Here is a 16,733-nt window from a genome sequence, read left to right on the forward strand (position 1 = left end):
TTGAGGTATACTAATGGTATGATAATTGAAAGGAAGTTCCCCTATGTCCTCATCTTCGCCATTTGGTCCAACATTCCGTAAAATTCGTGAAGCACGCGGTCTTTCTCTAAAAGAAGTCGCTGCAGATATTGTCTCTCCTCAGTTCCTCAGCCAATTTGAGCGTTCTCAAAAAGGAGTGACCATCGAGACCTTCTCTCGCCTCTTGCTGTCTATGGGGGTGGATTGGGACACCTTTTTGTCCCATTATCCTGGCTTAACTATTCAAAATTTCAGCCCCATTTTGATGAAACATATCAATCAAGAAAACATGGATTTTCTGTCCATTATTGAGCGCTTAAAGCACGAAAAATCACCTGTTGCCGAGGAGAACAAAGAGCTCTGGCAACTCTATTTGCGTTCGCTTGAAATCAATGTCAATAACGCGATGGGAAAAGAAATCCACCTGGAGGACGCACCTGTCTCGATTCAACGAATCGCTCAAGAAGTGCCGTTTGCCTATCAAAATGAAATTGAGCAAGACTTCACCATTGCCCTTTTATCTGTCTTGCCCTATGAAGTCGTCGCTAAGATTCGAAAGGAATCCTTGGAACTTTTTGAAAGCAGTTATTCTGCCTACTCTGCCAATGCGTTGGCCTCTTTGCTGTTAAATCTGGCCAACTATCTTATTAAAAAAGAACTCTACCTAGAAGCTCTGAATTTTCTTCAATCAATTAACCAGCTTCGCAAGCGCAAACCGATTTTAAACACCAGTATTTCCATGCAGTTAGAATTTATGCAGGTCTATGCCCTCCTTGGCTTAAATGACAAAGAAGGGATCTACCGTGCCAAGCAGGTCCTAAAAGCCCTGGAAGGCTTGATTGCACTTGAAAATTTCGGAAGCCCGCTTGTTCAAATCAAGACAAAATTCATGTTACGGGTCAACGAACTCAACAAAACCGGCATTGATTTCTTCAGTGAATAAAGACGTCTCAGACTTTAGACCGATTCTTTCAATCAGCGCCTTTTCTTAAGTTTTCTTTAAGCAAACCGCCTTATAATAAAACCATCAAATAAAGACCTCCTAACTTTGTTTGATAGAAAATCCTAAACTTTTTCATAATAATCTCCCTATAAGAGCCACCAAAACCGGTGGCTTTTTCTACGTACCTTAGTGAGTCAAGTCCAATAGGGGCGTAGACGAACTTAGGTACGTTGATGCAGTTTGAGCGAAGCGAAAACTACGTTCCTTATTCCTTTAGCGAACGTTAGCGAGCTTAGGTACGTTGATGCAGTTCGAATGACAGTGAGAACTACGTTCCTTACCCTTCATTTGCACTAATACTCCAATTTATGCTCCATCTATGTTATAATGAAGAGAATTTTTGTCTGAGGAGGATTTATGAAAAAAACACATTCTATGCTATTCATCCCGGGCATCATTATGCTTGGGATTGTTTTACGAACACCATTTACTACGCTTCCGACGGTCTTGTCTGACATCGCAGCTGGTTTGGAGGTGGATGTGAGCTCTCTGGGACTATTGACTAGCTTGCCACTTCTCACCTTTGCCATTTTCTCACCTTTTGCGATTCAATTTGCTAAAAAGTTGGGGATTGAGCGCCTCTTTTTCCTAGTTTTGATCGCGATTACGATCGGATCTGCCATTCGGATTATCAACCTCCCCTTCCTCTATCTGGGAACCATCTTGATTGGAGCTGGCATCGCCTTTCTCAATGTGCTACTTCCAAGCCTCATTCAGGCGAACAGACCCCGTCAACTAGGCATTCTGACCACTTTGTACATCACTTCTATGGGGATGTCCACAGCGATCGCCTCTTCTTTGGCCGTTCCGATCACCAAAGCCACTTCTTGGCAAGGTTTGGTCAACATCTTGACAGCCTTGTGTGCTCTTGCTTTGGTCATCTGGATTCCTAACCTTCGCTACAACCACCATCTAAAAAAGACGGCCACTACAGAATCTAGTAGCAAGTGGTATACCAATAAATATGTCTGGGCTATCATGATTTTCGGAGGCTTGCAGTCACTGCTTTTCTACACAAGTATGACCTGGCTTCCGACCATGGCTGTTCAAGCTGGCCTTTCAAAGGTTGAATCTGGACTACTGGCCTCCGTGTTCACCCTGATCAGTCTCCCATTCTCCTTGACGATCCCAAGTTTAACGACACGATTATCCGATCGCAATCGACGCTTGATGCTTGCGATTGTTGTCGGAGCAGGGATTCTGGGGGTAGCCATGCTCTTAATCCCGACCAGCAACTTCTTCTACTGGTTGGTATTAAATGCCCTAATTGGCAGTTCTGTTAGTTCGCTCTTCCCTTACCTCATGGTCGCTTTCTCCATGAAATCCAGCACACCTGAAAAAACAGCTCAACTTTCTGGTCTTGCCCAAACAGGAGGCTACGTCTTTGCAGCCTTTGGTCCCATCCTCTTCGGCTACAGCAAATCTCTCTTCCACTCTTGGACACCTGCCATTCTTATGCTCCTGATCTTAACCATTATCATGGCCATTGCCCTTTATCAGGTGGAAAAAGTCGATCATATTTTATAATCATCGTCTGGCTGGAAGATTCATCTTCCGGCCTTTTTTGTGCATACAAAAAAAGAACTAGGCACTTGTCCTAGTTCAAAGTTTTATTATCCGTTAAATGAGATATGTACGTGGTCGTTGTGGTTTGCTGTATCTCCACCACGGTCCGGCATTTGGTTCCATGTATTAGCTGGTCCGTAAATGTTATTTACTGGCATGTAGAATTGTTGTTTCCAGATAATATATGAGATACCTGCACGGTCCATGTTATCAATCGCATACTGTGCAACTTGATCTCCAAGCTCTGAATTTGTTGGAACCATCACGTCCACTGCAAGTCCTTTACCATGGTCTTCTGGATCCCCTTCACGGTAACCACCGATGTTTGTGATACCGAATTTCGCTGCAATTTCTTGACGGAAAGCTTCCGCTTGCGGTTGAAGATTTGGATCAGTTGGAATAGCATTACCAGTTGTTGGAGTTGATGCTACTGGTTGCACTTCAGGTGCTGCAGCAGTTTCTACTGCTGCTGGTTGTGCTGGAGCTTCTTCTGCTACTGGAGCAGATTGAGGAGCAGCTGGAGCTTCAGGAGTTGCTGGAGCTTCAGGAGCAGCAGCTGGGGCTGCTTCTTGATTTTGTACTTCAACATTGACAGCTGGAGCACCGTAGTTTGGTGTTTCTGGAACAGCTGGTTGTGCTGGTGTTTCTGCTGCTGGTACTTCAACTACAGGAGCTTCCGCTGGGGCTTCTTGAGTTTCCGCTGCTGGAGCTACTGGAACAGCTTTGTTATCTTCGTTTACTGGTTTAGACAAATCGTTGACAGCGACTGTTTGGTCATCAACTGTCACTTGGTTTGTTGTCAAGTCAGCACTTGCAACGGTTGCATCTGTCGCACCTGCTTGAGGAGTTTGGATTTCAACTGAAGTTACTTCTTTTTGATCATTTACTGTTGTTTTCAATACAGTACCTGGGTAGATCAAATCCATGTTGCTGATGTTGTTTAAGTTTGCCAACACATGAACATCGATTCCAAGCGCTTCTGCGATCGAACTCAATGTATCACCATATTTGATGGTATAAGTTTGTTGGTTTTCACCGCTTTGTTGGATATCATGTTTGATTTCATCTACTGAGCGAGCTACCCAATCTTCAAGTGTTTCTGCAGTGGCTTTTGTAAATGGAATCACTGCAAGAGCTACTGTTGAAGCGATCAAGGCTTTCGTATTAACTTTTAATTTCATCTTTTATCCTCTTTTTTCTTTGTTTTTTTGCTCAAGATTTTCTTGGACAAATTAACTACCATACTATCTTATCACAATTTAAAAATAATAAAAGGCCTTTTTGGCTATTTAACAAAACTGTATTTTTCTTGTAACATTTCGTCTTTCTTGTCACATTGTTACAAACTAGTAACATAAAATTAGGGTCCTGGAAGAAGAGTTCGAGGGCGCAAAAAAAGCCTCATCAAGGAGCGGCTCCTCGATGAGGTTCTTGTATTTTTTAAGTAATTGAGGCCGATCTGAAAAGCTGGGGGAAAAACGCAAACTGTAATAGTACTAACTTCAAAGGCACAGTAGCTGATTGGATTTTTCTCTCGCTTTAAGAGCTCGAAAAAATCCTAATCAGCCTTGTGGGGGCAGGACAACGAAGCATTCTATACAACAGTGCTTCTGTCCTGCTCCCTATTTTCACTTTGCATTTTACGGGCTTTGTATCTTATAACTGAACACGCCTACAACTCTTTGGAAAAAGATAAATCCAACTAGAAGCGGACGCTTCGTCGTTGGATTTCCTATTTTCCTTTGAGTTGCTTAACGGCTTTGTATCTTATTTTACCTTCATGATTCTGACGAGGTTGGCGCGTTCGGCTTCTTCGAGTTTCATTTCGATATAATAGATAGTCTCTTTGAGGTCTGGGATGGTCGCATACTCGAGTCCGTTCACTCGACGGCGGGTTTTCTCGATTTCATCTGCCATGAGTTGGCAGCTTTTTTCGATTTCCGCTAACTTGAGCAAATCAGGGAGTAGATCCCCCATTTCTTGGATCGTGCTATCCATTTGACTGTTGGAGGCGAGGTAGCTATAAACCACGTCCCCTTCATCATCTCCGTATGGATTATCGATACGGGCATGGAGCTTGGGCACGCGCACACTCATGACATTTTCTTCCTCGATGTGTAGCATCACTTCTCGAGTGGGAACGGCAAAGATTTCTTCTACCATGAGGTCACTCTCCAAGGACTTGGCCATCACGAAATCTTGCATATTGCCCACCAGCGCTGCCTCCACCTTTTGGCGCAGGCGATTATTCTCACGCACAGCTTCAATAAAGCGGCGCATGAGTTCATCCCGCTTATCCTTGAGCAACTTGTGCCCCCGGGTTGCTGTCTTGAGGCGCTCTTTGAGAATATTGAGCTCCATCCGAGTTGGTTTTACATTTAATCGTGCCATAGGCTAATCCTCTTTGTTTGGCAGATACTTGTCAATCATCTCATCCTTGATCCGTTTAAGCTCTGTTCTTGGAAGGATGGATAAGAGTTCCCAACCGAGATCCAAACTTTCCTCAATCGTCCGATTGGTGGTAAAGCCTTGGTTGATGTATTCCTGCTCAAAGCGGTCTGTAAATTTAACATAGAGCTTGTCGGTATCTGACAAGGCAGACTCTCCAAGCACTACAGCTAGTTCTTTGGCTTGTTTCCCTTGGGCGTAAGCCGCAAAGAGCTGGTTCATGGTCGCCGCATGGTCTTCCCGAGTCTTGCCTTCACCAGAACCCTTGTCCTTCAAACGGGAAAGGGATGGAAGAACATTGATCGGTGGGCGGTAACCACTATTGTAGAGATCACGGGACAGAATAATCTGACCTTCGGTGATGTAGCCTGTCAAGTCAGGGATGGGGTGGGTGATGTCATCTTCTGGCATGGAGAGGATCGGAATTTGGGTCACAGATCCTTTCTTTCCAACCAAGCGTCCTGCACGTTCGTAGAGGGTTGAGAGGTTAGTATAGAGGTAACCTGGATAGCCCCGACGACCTGGAACTTCCCGGCGGGCAGCAGATACTTCCCGAAGGGCTTCACAGTAGTTGGTCATGTCGGTCATAATAACCAAGACGTGCATATCTTTTTCATAGGCCAAATATTCGGCAGCTGTCAAGGCGATCCGAGGGGTGGCAATCCGTTCGATAGCTGGGTCATTGGCTAGGTTGATGAAGAGGACAGAGCGGTCAATCGCACCTGTCTCCCGAAGGTCGTTCATAAAGAACTCGGCTTCTTCAAAGGTGATTCCCATGGCCGCAAAGACCACGGCGAAGTTTTCTTCCGAATTAAGAACCGTTGCTTGGCGAGCAATCTGAGCCGCCAACTCCTTGTGAGGAAGACCAGAACCTGAGAATACTGGGAGTTTTTGGCCCCGAACCAAGGTATTCAAATGGTCAATGGCTGAGATCCCTGTCTGGATAAATTCATCTGGATAGTCCCGCGAAACAGGATTGATGGCTTGTCCATCAATGTCCAAGTACTTCTCTGGGATAATCTCTGGACCGCCATCGATGGGTTTGCCCATTCCGTTAAAGATGCGTCCGACCATGTCTTCAGACACAGGAAGTTCTAGGGGACGTCCGGTAAAGCGGACTTTGGCTTTTTCCAAATTGATCCCGCTAGATCCTTCAAAGAGCTGGACCATGGCCTTATCTTCTTGGACTTCGAGGACTTGTCCCTGACGGGTCGTTCCATCATGAAGCTTGATTTCTACTAGTTCATTGTAGTGAACCCCTTCGACCTGATCGACAATCATCAAGGGGCCAACAACTTCGCTGACAGTACGGTATTCTTTAATCACGCTCATTGTCTACTCCTCCTTTTGCGACGATTTGGTGTAGGGTTTCTACGATTTCTTCTTTCAGGGCTTGAATGGTTGCCAACTGATCCTCATGGATGAACTTGCTCCGGGCAATACGGTCTCGAAGAGCTACGGTTCCTTCCATGATTTCTGTGAAGTAAGCTCCCAATTCTAGTGCTTTTTGACTTTCTTGATCAAAGGTCAAAATGTTGGTCAACAAGGCCACCTGCTTGCTGAAAGAGGTATAGGTATCGACCTCATCAAAGGCATTTTGTTGCAGGTAGTCTTCACGGATCATCTTGGCCGCATTCATGGTCAAGCGGTCTTTTTCAGACAAGGAATCTAGACCAACCAAGCGCACGATTTCTTGCAATTCACTTTCCTTTTGAAGCAAATTCATAGCGCGGGTCACTTTTTCAGACCAGCTGATTTGTTCATGTAAATCGATATAGCGACCAACTTCATCTTGGTAAAGCGAATAAGAACTCAACCAGTTGATGGCTGGGAAGTGACGACGTTGCGCCAATTGAGCATCTAAGCCCCAGAAGACCTTAACAATTCGCAAGGTATTTTGCGTTACGGGCTCTGAAATATCTCCACCTGGAGGGGAAACGGCACCGATAGCGGTAATCGAACCTTCACGCGCAGTGGTTCCGAGTGTCTTGACCCGACCTGCACGCTCGTAGTATTCGGCAATCCGGCTACCAAGATAGGCTGGGTAGCCTTCATCCCCTGGCATTTCTTCTAGACGACCAGACATTTCACGGAGAGCTTCTGCCCAACGAGAAGTAGAATCCGCCATGATGGCAACGGAATAGCCCATATCACGGAAGTATTCGGCAATAGTAATCCCTGTGTAGATGGAAGCTTCCCGCGCCGCTACCGGCATGTTCGAAGTGTTGGCGATCAGAACGGTCCGTTGCATGATGGATTGACCGGTCGTTGGATCGATCAATTCTGGAAATTCATTCAGAACGTCCGTCATTTCATTTCCACGTTCCCCACAACCCACGTAAATTACGATGTCTACATTGGCAAACTTGGCCACCTGGTGTTGCACGACTGTTTTCCCAGCTCCGAAAGGACCAGGAACAGCTGCAGCTCCACCTTTTGTCACAGGGAAGAAGGTATCGATGACCCGTTGACCGGTGACCAAAGGCTCTACTGGAATCAGTTTTTGTGCAAAAGGACGGCCTCGACGAACCGGCCATTTTTGCATCAAAGTACCAGTAAAGAGGCTGCCATCTGCCTGCTCGATCTCATAGACCGGCTCTTCCACTGTGTAAGAACCTGCTGCGATCTTGGTCACACGTCCACTGACACCAAAGGGTACCATGATGCGGTGTTCCACCATATTGGTCTCTTGAACGGTACCGACGATGTCTCCAGCGACCACTTCTGTCCCTTCAGTCACACTTGGTTCGAAGGCCCATTTGGTGTCCCGATCTAGATTTGGAACTTGCACCCCACGAACCAAAAAGTCACTGGCAGTCACTTCTTGGAAGCGTTCCAAGGGGCGTTGGATCCCGTCAAACATCTGAGAGATCAAGCCTGGTCCCAATTCAACAGAAAGGGGAGCTCCGGTTGTGACCACTGGTTCTCCTGGACCGACTCCAGATGTTTCTTCATATACTTGGATAGAGGCTTCATCCCGCCGCATCTCAATAATTTCGCCAATCAAACCAAGATCGCCGACCCGGCAAATGTCTTGAATATTGGCCTCCTGCATCCCTGATGCAACCACCAAGGGACCGGAAACTTTGATAATTTTTCCTTGAGTCATGTATTCCTCCTGGGAATCCTTTGTTTCTTTGTTTTACTTTTGTGCCATCTCTCTTAGAGATTGCTTTTGTTGGCCATTGGCATCGAAATTGCTTGGATCCAACCAAGCTTCTAGCCGCTGTTTGATAGCTGGCCATTCTTGGTCAATGATGGACAACCAGTCTGTATCACGGGTCCGACCTTTATAAACAACAGCCTGACGGAAACAGCCTTCATAGGTAAACCCTAAGCGCTCAGCTGCTTTGCGAGATGCTTGGTTTAAGGCATCGCATTTCCACTCATAGCGGCGGTAGCCTAAATCTTCAAACACGTAGCGCGCTAACAAATACTGGGCTTCCGTAGCCATGCGTGTTTTTTGGAGCGCTGGTGAGTAGGTCACTGCTCCGACTTCGATCACCCGGTTGGCTTGATCGATCCGCATGAGAGAGAAAGTTCCCAAAGCCTTGCCTGAATCTTTGTCTACAATCGCATAGTAAAAGCGACCTTGGGCTGTCATGAGATCATCTAATAGATGGTCCCACTCCTCTTCATTGCGGGCAGGGCCTTTGAACAGAAAGGTCCACATCGCTGCTGGAGAGTCCGGCCCGTAGACCTGATAAAGATCTGCTCCATGTTTTTCTTTTGAGAGGCGCTCGATCACGGTATAGCGACCTTCGATCCGCTCAATAGCTGGCAGACGCCCTGGTGTAAAATCCGGCAGTGCATCGCCAATCGCTTGGCCAAATTCATTTGTTCTCATAAAATATCCTGTCCTACTGCTTTTTCGACATTATCACGAATCCGCTGTTGGCCCAGTCCCGTAGTTCCTCTATGGGTCGGGATAAGGATCAGAGCCGGTGTCAGCTGCTGGTCGTAAAAAGCCACTGTATCTGGAATGGCCTGAGCAATATCCTCTGTCAGGTAGATAATCCCGAAGTTTTCCCGACTGAGTTTTCGCAGGGTATTGATCGCTTCTTGTGGCTCCGTGACCGGATAGGTTTGAAAGCCAATCAGGCGAAAAGGAAGGATGGCGTCCCGATTGCCCACAACGGCGATCTTATAGGTCAGTTTGTCCATAAATCGGTCTCATCCTTTCTTTGATGTCTGCTAGCGGAAAACCATTGTCCAAACCAGAGATGACCAAACGAAGGTTGGTCACCTCTAACTCTTTTCCGTAAAGATAACGGACAAGAGGGAGTGGTCCATCGACTTCAAAACGGCCAGCGTCTAGAAGACTGAATTTCACCAAGCTTTCTAAATACTCCAACTCTACGGTCTTTAGTTGACCGGTGCGCATCTTTTCTTCATAAGTCTCTAAGGCGAGATCGTAGTCCAGCGGATTGACTTGATAAAACCAGGTCAACCACTGACCGGATTCTAGCAGGTCGATCACCTGATGGGCACTGAGGCTTCCTTCATCTGAAAGTAATTGGTGCATAAAGCTATGCGGTTTTTGCTGATCCAAGGCCCGCTTAACTGTAATCGCATTGTAAAAGTCAATGGTCACGTCCACCAACTGCTTCAGAATCGGATGATCTAGGCTGTCCCCTAAGTATCTCAGGTGTTTAAAATAAGCTAAGTCCATCCCGATTTCGAGAACCCGCAAGTCCTGATAGTCTTGGAATTCTTGCCAGGTTGCAGCCACTTCTTCCGCCATAAAGGCCGGACAATGCTCCGCAGAAAAGGTCGCCACCAAATGCTCGAGCACATCGAGAGAATAAGGACCGATAGGGATCAATAAGTGCCCCAACTTGCGCTCTGTTGCCTTGTGTTTCAGACAAACCTTGAGATTATGATAGGTGTATTTCAAGGTAAACAGGCTAACCAAGTCTGGCTGAGGGCTTACCTCAAAAGCCCATTGGTATTCTGCCAACAAGGCTGCCATCAGGCGGGCTTCAAGGGCTGATAAATCCTTGATCTCGTGGCTGTCTAAAGCATAAGGTGTTCCTTGTAGCAAGCCTTCTCGGCTCTCGCTTGAGGGACTTGCAAGCAACTGCTCGAATTGACTGGGACTGACAAAACTAGCCTCACGTACGCTGATTCCTGTATTGACTTGAGAATAGGTCCGTTCGCTCATTGCAACCTCCTAGTTCTCTTCATCTGTGAAAATGCTGGCTGCCATCTGGTAGCTTTCTTGCTCCCAAATGGAATCCACCAAATCACGGTAGAGATAGTTGTCATCAATCTTCCCAACCGACAAGACAAATCCTGCTTGAGCTGGGATCGTTGCATCTGCAACTGTCACATTCTGATGTGTCTGCTTCAATCTCTCGAGAGCTGCTGAATCAAATTTGCTAGCACTCACCGCACCGAAGGTCAGGGTCACAACTTGTCCCTGATAGCGATCTAAGACCGCATCTACAAACTGCATTTCCTTTTCAAGGGGCCAAGCCACCATCGCTTCATAAGCATCTGCAAAGAGATCCTTTAAGACGCGTTGCTTGGTGACAAGGGTTGATTGGCGTTTTTTATTTTCGATTTGTTGGGTTTCACGTTGCAATTGACGTTGAATCCGCTTGAGCTGCTCGGAGCGTTGATTGAGTTTATCTTGAATCAAACGCTCTTCTTGCGCAGTCTCTTCTTTTAGGATGGTTTCCTTGGCCTCTTCTAAGAGTTTACGCCCTTTTTCATGGGCTTGGGCCAAGATCGAATCCTTTAATTGGGTTTGTTCATCCATATCGTTTTTCTCCTATTGCATGCGTCTTGTGTTTTTCGCCTCGAAAGGCGAATCCATCAAAGCTAGCTCTTAGCCGACGCGTAGGGTCAATAGGAAGGACACAACGAAGGCCAAGATGGCGTAGGTTTCAACCATGGCCGCAAGGATAACCCCTTTCATCATGTCTTCAGGGCGTTTGGCCAAGATTTGCATCCCTGCTGTCGCAACATTCCCTTGGTGTTTGGCTGAGAAATAACCAACGATCGCAACTGGAAGAGCTGTAAAGAAGTAAGCGACTCCTGTTTCAAGTGGCATGTCTGGCTTAATTTGCAACCAGATCAAGATCCCGATAACGAAACCGTACAAACCTTGTGTACCTGGCAACAATTGCAAAATCAAGGCTTGGGCAAATTTTTCAGGTTGTTCTTTCAAGAGCGCTGCTGCTGCTTGACCCGTTTTACCAACCCCAAGGGCAGATCCCATTCCACTAAGTGCAACGGCGATCGCCACACCAAATGCTGCAAAGAAGGCGCCCCCATGGGCTGAAAAATATGATGCTAAAGATTCCATGAATATACTCCTATTTATTAAAGATAATACTTATTTTTTTGTTTTAATATAGCGTTCAGAAGGTTTGAGAGGACGAAATGGCTTGCCTCCTCCTTCGTAGAACTTACCGAAGAACTCCACAAAGATCAGACGGGCTCCATGCACATATCCTGACAAGAAGGACAGGAACATATTAATGGCATGTAGAACGATAAAGAGCACAAGCCCTACCGTAAACCGTCCAAGCGGTGGAAAGAGATTGACAATGAGGTTGAAGGCCGAACCGATACTCGCTCCAGACAAGCCCAAAGCCATCAAACGGGTGAAGCTGACTAAGTCTCCAACATAGCCACTAACATTGTAGAGGTTAAAGAGACCAGAGGCTAAGCCGGACAGCTTCTTGGCACTGACAATGGAAACAATCAAGATCCCAATGGCATTCAAAATAGCCAGCCACTTGCCAATCGGAACTAAAAGGCTCATCCCTGGCAAGATATTGCCTACTGCTAGAAGCATTAAACCAAGTAGGATCAAGACCCAAGCAAAGCCAGCATTATAGGCTTCCGTGTAGTCTTTGAGGCGAACATTTTTCATTCCTCCTAGGAAGAGGCCCACTAAGACGGTGATAAAACCAAAGACCACTGAGAGGATCAGGATGGTCATGGCGTTGCTGGTCGTACTGATCAGGGCAAAAGGCATCTCAAATCCAAAGAAAGAGCCATAGACCACACCCCAAAGGGCAACTGAAATTCCAAGGAGACTGAAGAAACGAAGGTTCTTCGCTGTACTAGGCTTGAGCTTGAAGGCTTTAAGGGCAAAGCCTGTCGCTACCGTTAGCAACAGTCCATAACCGATATCTGCGACCATCATGCCAAAGAAAACAAAGTAGAAGAGAGAAACGATCGGTGTCGGATCTTTCTCGTAATACTTAGGCAGGGCGTACATCTCTGTGACTAATTCAAAGGGCTCTACCAAGGCATTATTTCGCAACTGGATCGGAACGTCATCCCAATCTTTTTCCGTCACATCGCGCGTCTCTAGTAAGACCCGAGAACCAAAACCTTCTTGCAAGAAGTCTCGCAATGAGGCCACTTGGGAGGTTTCAATCCAACCCTCTAGGGCTACCAAGCTTTGCGTGCTGGCAAGAAGCGACTTGGCTTCCTCACGAGCTCCCGAACTCAGCAAGTAATCCATCTGGTACTTAAGCTGGTCCAACTCCTTCTGGGAGTTTTGTAACTCGGCTAGGGTTGCTGCAACTACAGCTTCTTGCTCCTTAATTTCTCCTTCTAGGCGATCCAAGTAGGCGGCCGGGACCTGCTCTTCTTCATAGTCCAATTCTTTGAACCCATGGTCTTCCAGAAGCTCCTGAACAGCTACACGATCTCCCGAACGATACAAGATGACATAGCCGTGTTCAGTTTCAGACGTAAAGACTTCTTCTAACTTCAGCTCAGGATGAGCTTTTAAGGAAGAACGAACGGCGTCTGTATCGCTATTGGGAATGGTCCCGATCAAGCCATGCACATAGTGAAAAGTAGCGAGAGCAGCTGGCGTCACCTCTAACGGTCGCCATTTTTCTAAGCGCTCTATCTCTCCCTTTGCATCCGCAATCTTCTGACGAGCCTTATCTAACACGTGCAATTGGCGTTTCAACTTGGTCAATAGGAGATCCTCGTCTCGAATCATCCCATGGGCCTGCAAGTCATCAAAAGACAAGCTTAAGGGTTCTTCCTTTAGAGCTTGCAGAGCCTTCTTCTCAGGCATGTAAGGCTCTAGAGTCTGAATCATTTTTTCAACTTGTTCTTGACGTTTTTGCAGCTCTACCAAGGCTTGACGATTGTCCTCTGTCAAGGGTTGAGACAAGGTATTTGCCTCAAAGGCAGCCTGCCATTCTTCATGCTCACTGAGGTCATAAATCTGGATTTTTGCCTCAGACTGTAGCGCTAGTAGGAGACTGTCCAAGTCATCTTTGGGTAAGATGAGGGACAGTTTTTGCATCTGACTAACGGCCATAGCTTGCTACCACCTTTTCTACAATGGCTTCAACTAACCCAGCTCGCTTATCGGTCATCGCCTCTTGTACCTTGGCATCATTGCGCGCAACCGTTTCTTCCAGATCTTTCGTTAAACGGACGAGTCTTTCCTGGGCGTTTTTTTCTGCCTCTGTGACCAATTGCTTGGTTTCCTCATCGTAATGCTGCGCCACTGTTGCAAGGCGATCGCGCGAATCCGTTCGGATTTGTTCAACTTGAGCTTCATAGCCTACGATCACGCCCTGAGCAGCTTGCTCGATCTCTTGCATCATCTCGAGTGTTGCATTCGACATCGTCACACCTCCTTATTCAACTATTGTTCTTCCAACAACAGTACAATTATCTTAAATTATACCACAATTCATATCGTTTGTTCAGGCCCAACCGGGAATTTTCAGAAAATTTTGGACAGCCAGCAAGCCCCTACTGCCAAGATTGGTAGCGTTCTCTTCTTTTCGCATATCCTGTTCCTAGTTTCAGTATTTCTTACTTGCTTTTACTTGAATAAAGCGGTTACCCATGTTATAATGTGTAATATATTATAGGAGCATCCTGTTATTTCATCTCGTGAGAAAGGAGGATTGCTGTGAAACAAGATCAAGATTTACGCGCCATTATCGCCAGCCATGAAGCTGAGTTAACAGATATGGAACGAGACATTGCCCAATATTTTTTATCATCCGAAGCACGACAGCACTCCCTGTCCTCTTCTCGTGTAACGGAGTTACTCCATGTTTCAAAGGCAGCTTTAACGCGTTTCTCTCAAAAATGTGGTTTTTCCGGCTATCGGGAGTTTGTCTATCATTTTAACGAAGAAACCAAAAATCAAAAACAGGTGCAAGTGCATGACGAACTGACGCTGAGCGTCTTGCAACGCTACCACCATATCAGTAACGTCACTGAAAGTCTGGTAAAAGATTCTCAATTAGATCGGGTAGCTGAACTAATCGATCAAGTAGACCGAGTCTATTTCTTCGGGATCGGTAGTTCCGGTTTAGTCGCTCGAGAAATGAAATTGCGCTTTATGCGACTAGGCGTCGTTTGTGAAGCCCTGACTGATCAAGACGGCTTTGCCTGGACGACCAGTATTCTCGATTCCTCTTGTTTAGTCATCGGTTTCTCATTGTCAGGAGGCACCAACTCCATTACAGATAGTCTCCTGGACGCCAAAGAAAAAGGGGCTAAAACGGTTCTTGTGACCGCTAACCCGGCTGCCATCCACCAAGGATTCACAGAAGTGTTACCGGCCGCACCTCTTCCTAGTAGTACCTATATCGATCGAATCTCCGCCATTTTACCACTCCTCATTGTGGTCGATTTGATCTATGCTCATTTCCTTAATAAAAGTCGAGAACAAAAGGAAATTGTCTTTAATAGCTACTGGGAAAACAAAAAACTTTCTAATCAACGTTCTCGAAAATCTTAATATGGTCTCCCTATTTAAAAAGCATGAAAGATCAGGCTTTCTTCATCTTTCATGCTTTTTTTGATGAATCAAAAACAAGTCGCCAACGCGACTTGTTTTATGTTTCATGTTTTTGTCTAAAGTGGTAGTAGGCCCCCAACATACCCGCAGCGTTTTGATGGTGGGCAAATTCCAAACGGATCTTATCTGCTAGGCTAGGAACCAGTTCGGCACACAGGGCTTGATAGATTTTTGGCTTGAGGATGGCTTCCTGAGCCATAATCCCCCCTCCAAGAACGATGACCTCTGGATTGACCACATAGGCGATATTGGCCAGTCCTTTTCCGAGGTAGGCCACCATTCGATCAATTCCAGCCATGCAGATTTTATCTCCTTCTGTTGCCCGCTTAAAGATCCGGCGACCATTCCACTGTTCCACAGGATCACCATGATGTTCTGCCACATACTCGACCAAAGCAGTTGTTGAAGCTAGATCCTGAAAGGCACCATCTGGCAAATGAAGATAGCCAACCTCACAGGCTGAATTGCTAAAACCATGAAAGACCTGACCATCAAGCAAGAGGCAACCGCCGATCCCTGTCCCAATTGTCAGGCAAACAGCATTGTTCGATCCTTTTGCATGGCCTGTAGTGACCTCTGCGAGACCGGCACAGTTGACATCATTTTCAATCTCGCAAGGGATCTGAAAGGTCTCTTCGATTTCCTTTTTGAATTGGGTGCCTGCATAGTTGGGAATTTGTGGGCCTGCATAAAAGATTTCTCCCTTATCAGGATCGACCATTCCGGCCGAAGAAATCGCAACCCCTGCCAAGGGATGCTTCTTCAAATAACGGGCTACGATTTCCTTTGTTGTGTTAAGAATGTGAGGTCCTCCTTTTTGGGCCTCCGTTGGCATTTCATGGGTCTCTAGGAGTTGCCCTTTTGCATCGGTTAGACCATACTTGATACTGGTCCCTCCGATATCAATTACAACATATGGATTCATCTAGACCTCCTTTGATCAAAGGAATCTGGCTTTTGTGTCCTGAATGAGTTGAGCAGCACGTTGAATCACTTCTTGATCCGCTTCTACTACTGGCGTCAAAGGGGAGCGAACAGATCCCAAGTCCAAACCTTCATTGATGCGCAAAACCGCTTTGATGACCGCATACATATTGCCATGAGCAGACGTCAAGACTCCAATAATGTCATTGATGGCAAACTGCAGGGCACGCGCAGTCTCCAAGTCTTTCTCAGCAATCAGCTGATTGAGCTTCAAGAAAAGTTCTGGCATCGCACCATAGGTGCCACCGATCCCAGCATGCGCTCCCATGAGACGGCCACCTAAGAATTGTTCATCCGGACCATTAAAGACGATGTGGTCGTCGCCTCCTAAAGAAGCAAAGGTTTGAATGTCCTGAACAGGCATCGAAGAATTCTTGACCCCAATCACCCGTGGGTTTTTCAACATTTCCTTGTAAAGGCTCGGTGTCAAAGCGACCCCTGCCAATTGCGGGATATTGTAGATGACAAAGTCTGTATTGGGTGCGGCTGCACTGATTTCATTCCAGTAGTGGGCCACACTGTATTCTGGCAAGCGGAAATAGATCGGTGGAATGGCCGCAATGGCATCCACTCCTAGTTCTTCTGCATGTCGTGCCAATTCCACGCTATCCTTGGTGTTGTTGCAGGCTACGTGAGCAATGATGGTCAATTTCCCTTTAGCCACTGCCATGACTTCTTCCAAGATCAGCTTGCGATCGGCCACGCTCTGGTAGATACATTCGCCAGAGGATCCGTTGACATACAAGCCCTGCACACCTTTCGCGATAAAATATTCTACCAGCGCACGCACCCGCTCCGGGCTAATTTCTCCTTGGTCATCATAGCAGGCGTAAAAAGCGGGGATGACTCCTTCATATTTTTTTAAATCTGACATTTTTCCTCCTTTTGTCGTATCAGTAATGT

General features: G+C 46.4%; 16 protein-coding genes. 3 read left to right on the forward strand and 13 right to left on the reverse strand.

The annotated features are described in order from the left end of the window. Nucleotides 1–43 precede the first annotated feature (43 nt). Both H7T97_RS05150 and H7T97_RS05155 read left to right on the forward strand, forming a co-directional pair. The gene (locus tag H7T97_RS05150; protein WP_049489195.1) at nucleotides 44–961 is read left to right on the forward strand and encodes a helix-turn-helix domain-containing protein; all 918 of its coding nucleotides are present in this window, start codon (nucleotides 44–46) and stop codon (nucleotides 959–961) included. Between the two features lie 417 nt (nucleotides 962–1,378). Beyond that, complete coding sequence (locus tag H7T97_RS05155; protein ID WP_201089619.1) at nucleotides 1,379–2,548, forward strand: CynX/NimT family MFS transporter; 1,170 nt, start codon at nucleotides 1,379–1,381, stop codon at nucleotides 2,546–2,548. An 86-nt stretch (nucleotides 2,549–2,634) separates the two neighbouring features. Here H7T97_RS05155 and H7T97_RS05160 read toward each other — a convergent pair whose 3' ends face one another. From H7T97_RS05160 to H7T97_RS05210, 11 genes are all read right to left on the reverse strand, one after another. Continuing rightward, complete coding sequence (locus tag H7T97_RS05160) at nucleotides 2,635–3,768, reverse strand: M23 family metallopeptidase (protein ID WP_070586611.1); 1,134 nt, start codon at nucleotides 3,766–3,768, stop codon at nucleotides 2,635–2,637. Between the two features lie 586 nt (nucleotides 3,769–4,354). Beyond that, nucleotides 4,355–4,978 carry a V-type ATP synthase subunit D gene (locus tag H7T97_RS05165; RefSeq protein ID WP_003002380.1) on the reverse strand — a complete coding sequence of 208 codons (624 nt, stop codon included), beginning with the start codon at nucleotides 4,976–4,978 and terminating at the stop codon, nucleotides 4,355–4,357. 3 nt (nucleotides 4,979–4,981) lie between these two features. Continuing rightward, nucleotides 4,982–6,367, reverse strand: coding sequence for a V-type ATP synthase subunit B (locus H7T97_RS05170; protein ID WP_003002370.1), 1,386 nt, complete (start codon nucleotides 6,365–6,367; stop codon nucleotides 4,982–4,984). After that, the gene (locus H7T97_RS05175; protein WP_041826169.1) at nucleotides 6,354–8,144 is read right to left on the reverse strand and encodes a V-type ATP synthase subunit A; all 1,791 of its coding nucleotides are present in this window, start codon (nucleotides 8,142–8,144) and stop codon (nucleotides 6,354–6,356) included. The genes H7T97_RS05170 and H7T97_RS05175 overlap by 14 nt, the downstream gene beginning before the upstream one ends. A 33-nt stretch (nucleotides 8,145–8,177) precedes the next feature. Beyond that, entirely contained in the window at nucleotides 8,178–8,882 is a 705-nt protein-coding gene (locus tag H7T97_RS05180; RefSeq protein ID WP_061591037.1) for a GNAT family N-acetyltransferase, read from the reverse strand. Next, nucleotides 8,879–9,199 (reverse strand): V-type ATP synthase subunit F, encoded by a 321-nt coding sequence (locus H7T97_RS05185; RefSeq protein ID WP_201089621.1) that lies wholly within the window; start codon nucleotides 9,197–9,199, stop codon nucleotides 8,879–8,881. The genes H7T97_RS05180 and H7T97_RS05185 overlap by 4 nt, the downstream gene beginning before the upstream one ends. Next, a complete protein-coding gene (locus H7T97_RS05190) occupies nucleotides 9,180–10,199 on the reverse strand; it encodes a V-type ATPase subunit (RefSeq protein WP_201089623.1) in 1,020 nt (339 codons plus the stop codon). Before H7T97_RS05190 ends, H7T97_RS05185 begins: the two co-directional genes overlap by 20 nt. Before the next feature lie 9 nt (nucleotides 10,200–10,208). Further along, the gene (locus H7T97_RS05195; protein WP_049498129.1) at nucleotides 10,209–10,799 is read right to left on the reverse strand and encodes a V-type ATP synthase subunit E family protein; all 591 of its coding nucleotides are present in this window, start codon (nucleotides 10,797–10,799) and stop codon (nucleotides 10,209–10,211) included. A gap of 69 nt (nucleotides 10,800–10,868) precedes the next feature. Then, nucleotides 10,869–11,348, reverse strand: coding sequence for a V-type ATP synthase subunit K (locus H7T97_RS05200; RefSeq protein ID WP_003009435.1), 480 nt, complete (start codon nucleotides 11,346–11,348; stop codon nucleotides 10,869–10,871). Between the two features lie 30 nt (nucleotides 11,349–11,378). Then, a complete protein-coding gene (locus tag H7T97_RS05205; RefSeq protein WP_118228639.1) occupies nucleotides 11,379–13,340 on the reverse strand; it encodes a V-type ATP synthase subunit I in 1,962 nt (653 codons plus the stop codon). Then, nucleotides 13,330–13,653 carry a hypothetical protein gene (locus H7T97_RS05210; RefSeq protein ID WP_003015405.1) on the reverse strand — a complete coding sequence of 108 codons (324 nt, stop codon included), beginning with the start codon at nucleotides 13,651–13,653 and terminating at the stop codon, nucleotides 13,330–13,332. Before H7T97_RS05210 ends, H7T97_RS05205 begins: the two co-directional genes overlap by 11 nt. Before the next feature lie 293 nt (nucleotides 13,654–13,946). Between H7T97_RS05210 and H7T97_RS05215 the strand changes: the two genes are divergently transcribed. Continuing rightward, on the forward strand, nucleotides 13,947–14,786 hold the full coding sequence (locus tag H7T97_RS05215; RefSeq protein ID WP_118228641.1) for a MurR/RpiR family transcriptional regulator: 840 nt from the start codon (nucleotides 13,947–13,949) through the stop codon (nucleotides 14,784–14,786). A gap of 97 nt (nucleotides 14,787–14,883) precedes the next feature. Here the strand turns inward: H7T97_RS05215 and H7T97_RS05220 are convergent, their stop codons facing one another. Continuing rightward, complete coding sequence (locus H7T97_RS05220) at nucleotides 14,884–15,771, reverse strand: ROK family protein (RefSeq protein ID WP_201089625.1); 888 nt, start codon at nucleotides 15,769–15,771, stop codon at nucleotides 14,884–14,886. Between the two features lie 15 nt (nucleotides 15,772–15,786). After that, nucleotides 15,787–16,704: a dihydrodipicolinate synthase family protein gene (locus H7T97_RS05225; protein ID WP_037608222.1), complete on the reverse strand. Its 918-nt coding sequence runs from the start codon at nucleotides 16,702–16,704 to the stop codon at nucleotides 15,787–15,789. Nucleotides 16,705–16,733 lie beyond the last annotated feature (29 nt).

The sequence above is a fragment of the Streptococcus parasanguinis genome, assembly GCF_016648925.1.
Lineage (GTDB): Bacteria > Bacillota > Bacilli > Lactobacillales > Streptococcaceae > Streptococcus.

Bases quoted from the DNA above. Each gene is read 5' to 3' on its own strand.
- H7T97_RS05150 (WP_049489195.1), top strand. From the start codon at position 44: ATGTCCTCATCTTCGCCATTTGGTCCAACATTCCGTAAAATTCGTGAA.
- H7T97_RS05155 (WP_201089619.1), top strand. From the start codon at position 1,379: ATGAAAAAAACACATTCTATGCTATTCATCCCGGGCATCATTATGCTT.
- H7T97_RS05160 (WP_070586611.1), bottom strand. From the start codon at position 3,768: ATGAAATTAAAAGTTAATACGAAAGCCTTGATCGCTTCAACAGTAGCT.
- H7T97_RS05165 (WP_003002380.1), bottom strand. From the start codon at position 4,978: ATGGCACGATTAAATGTAAAACCAACTCGGATGGAGCTCAATATTCTC.
- H7T97_RS05170 (WP_003002370.1), bottom strand. From the start codon at position 6,367: ATGAGCGTGATTAAAGAATACCGTACTGTCAGCGAAGTTGTTGGCCCC.
- H7T97_RS05175 (WP_041826169.1), bottom strand. From the start codon at position 8,144: ATGACTCAAGGAAAAATTATCAAAGTTTCCGGTCCCTTGGTGGTTGCA.
- H7T97_RS05180 (WP_061591037.1), bottom strand. From the start codon at position 8,882: ATGAGAACAAATGAATTTGGCCAAGCGATTGGCGATGCACTGCCGGAT.
- H7T97_RS05185 (WP_201089621.1), bottom strand. From the start codon at position 9,199: ATGGACAAACTGACCTATAAGATCGCCGTTGTGGGCAATCGGGACGCC.
- H7T97_RS05190 (WP_201089623.1), bottom strand. From the start codon at position 10,199: ATGAGCGAACGGACCTATTCTCAAGTCAATACAGGAATCAGCGTACGT.
- H7T97_RS05195 (WP_049498129.1), bottom strand. From the start codon at position 10,799: ATGGATGAACAAACCCAATTAAAGGATTCGATCTTGGCCCAAGCCCAT.
- H7T97_RS05200 (WP_003009435.1), bottom strand. From the start codon at position 11,348: ATGGAATCTTTAGCATCATATTTTTCAGCCCATGGGGGCGCCTTCTTT.
- H7T97_RS05205 (WP_118228639.1), bottom strand. From the start codon at position 13,340: ATGGCCGTTAGTCAGATGCAAAAACTGTCCCTCATCTTACCCAAAGAT.
- H7T97_RS05210 (WP_003015405.1), bottom strand. From the start codon at position 13,653: ATGTCGAATGCAACACTCGAGATGATGCAAGAGATCGAGCAAGCTGCT.
- H7T97_RS05220 (WP_201089625.1), bottom strand. From the start codon at position 15,771: ATGAATCCATATGTTGTAATTGATATCGGAGGGACCAGTATCAAGTAT.
- H7T97_RS05225 (WP_037608222.1), bottom strand. From the start codon at position 16,704: ATGTCAGATTTAAAAAAATATGAAGGAGTCATCCCCGCTTTTTACGCC.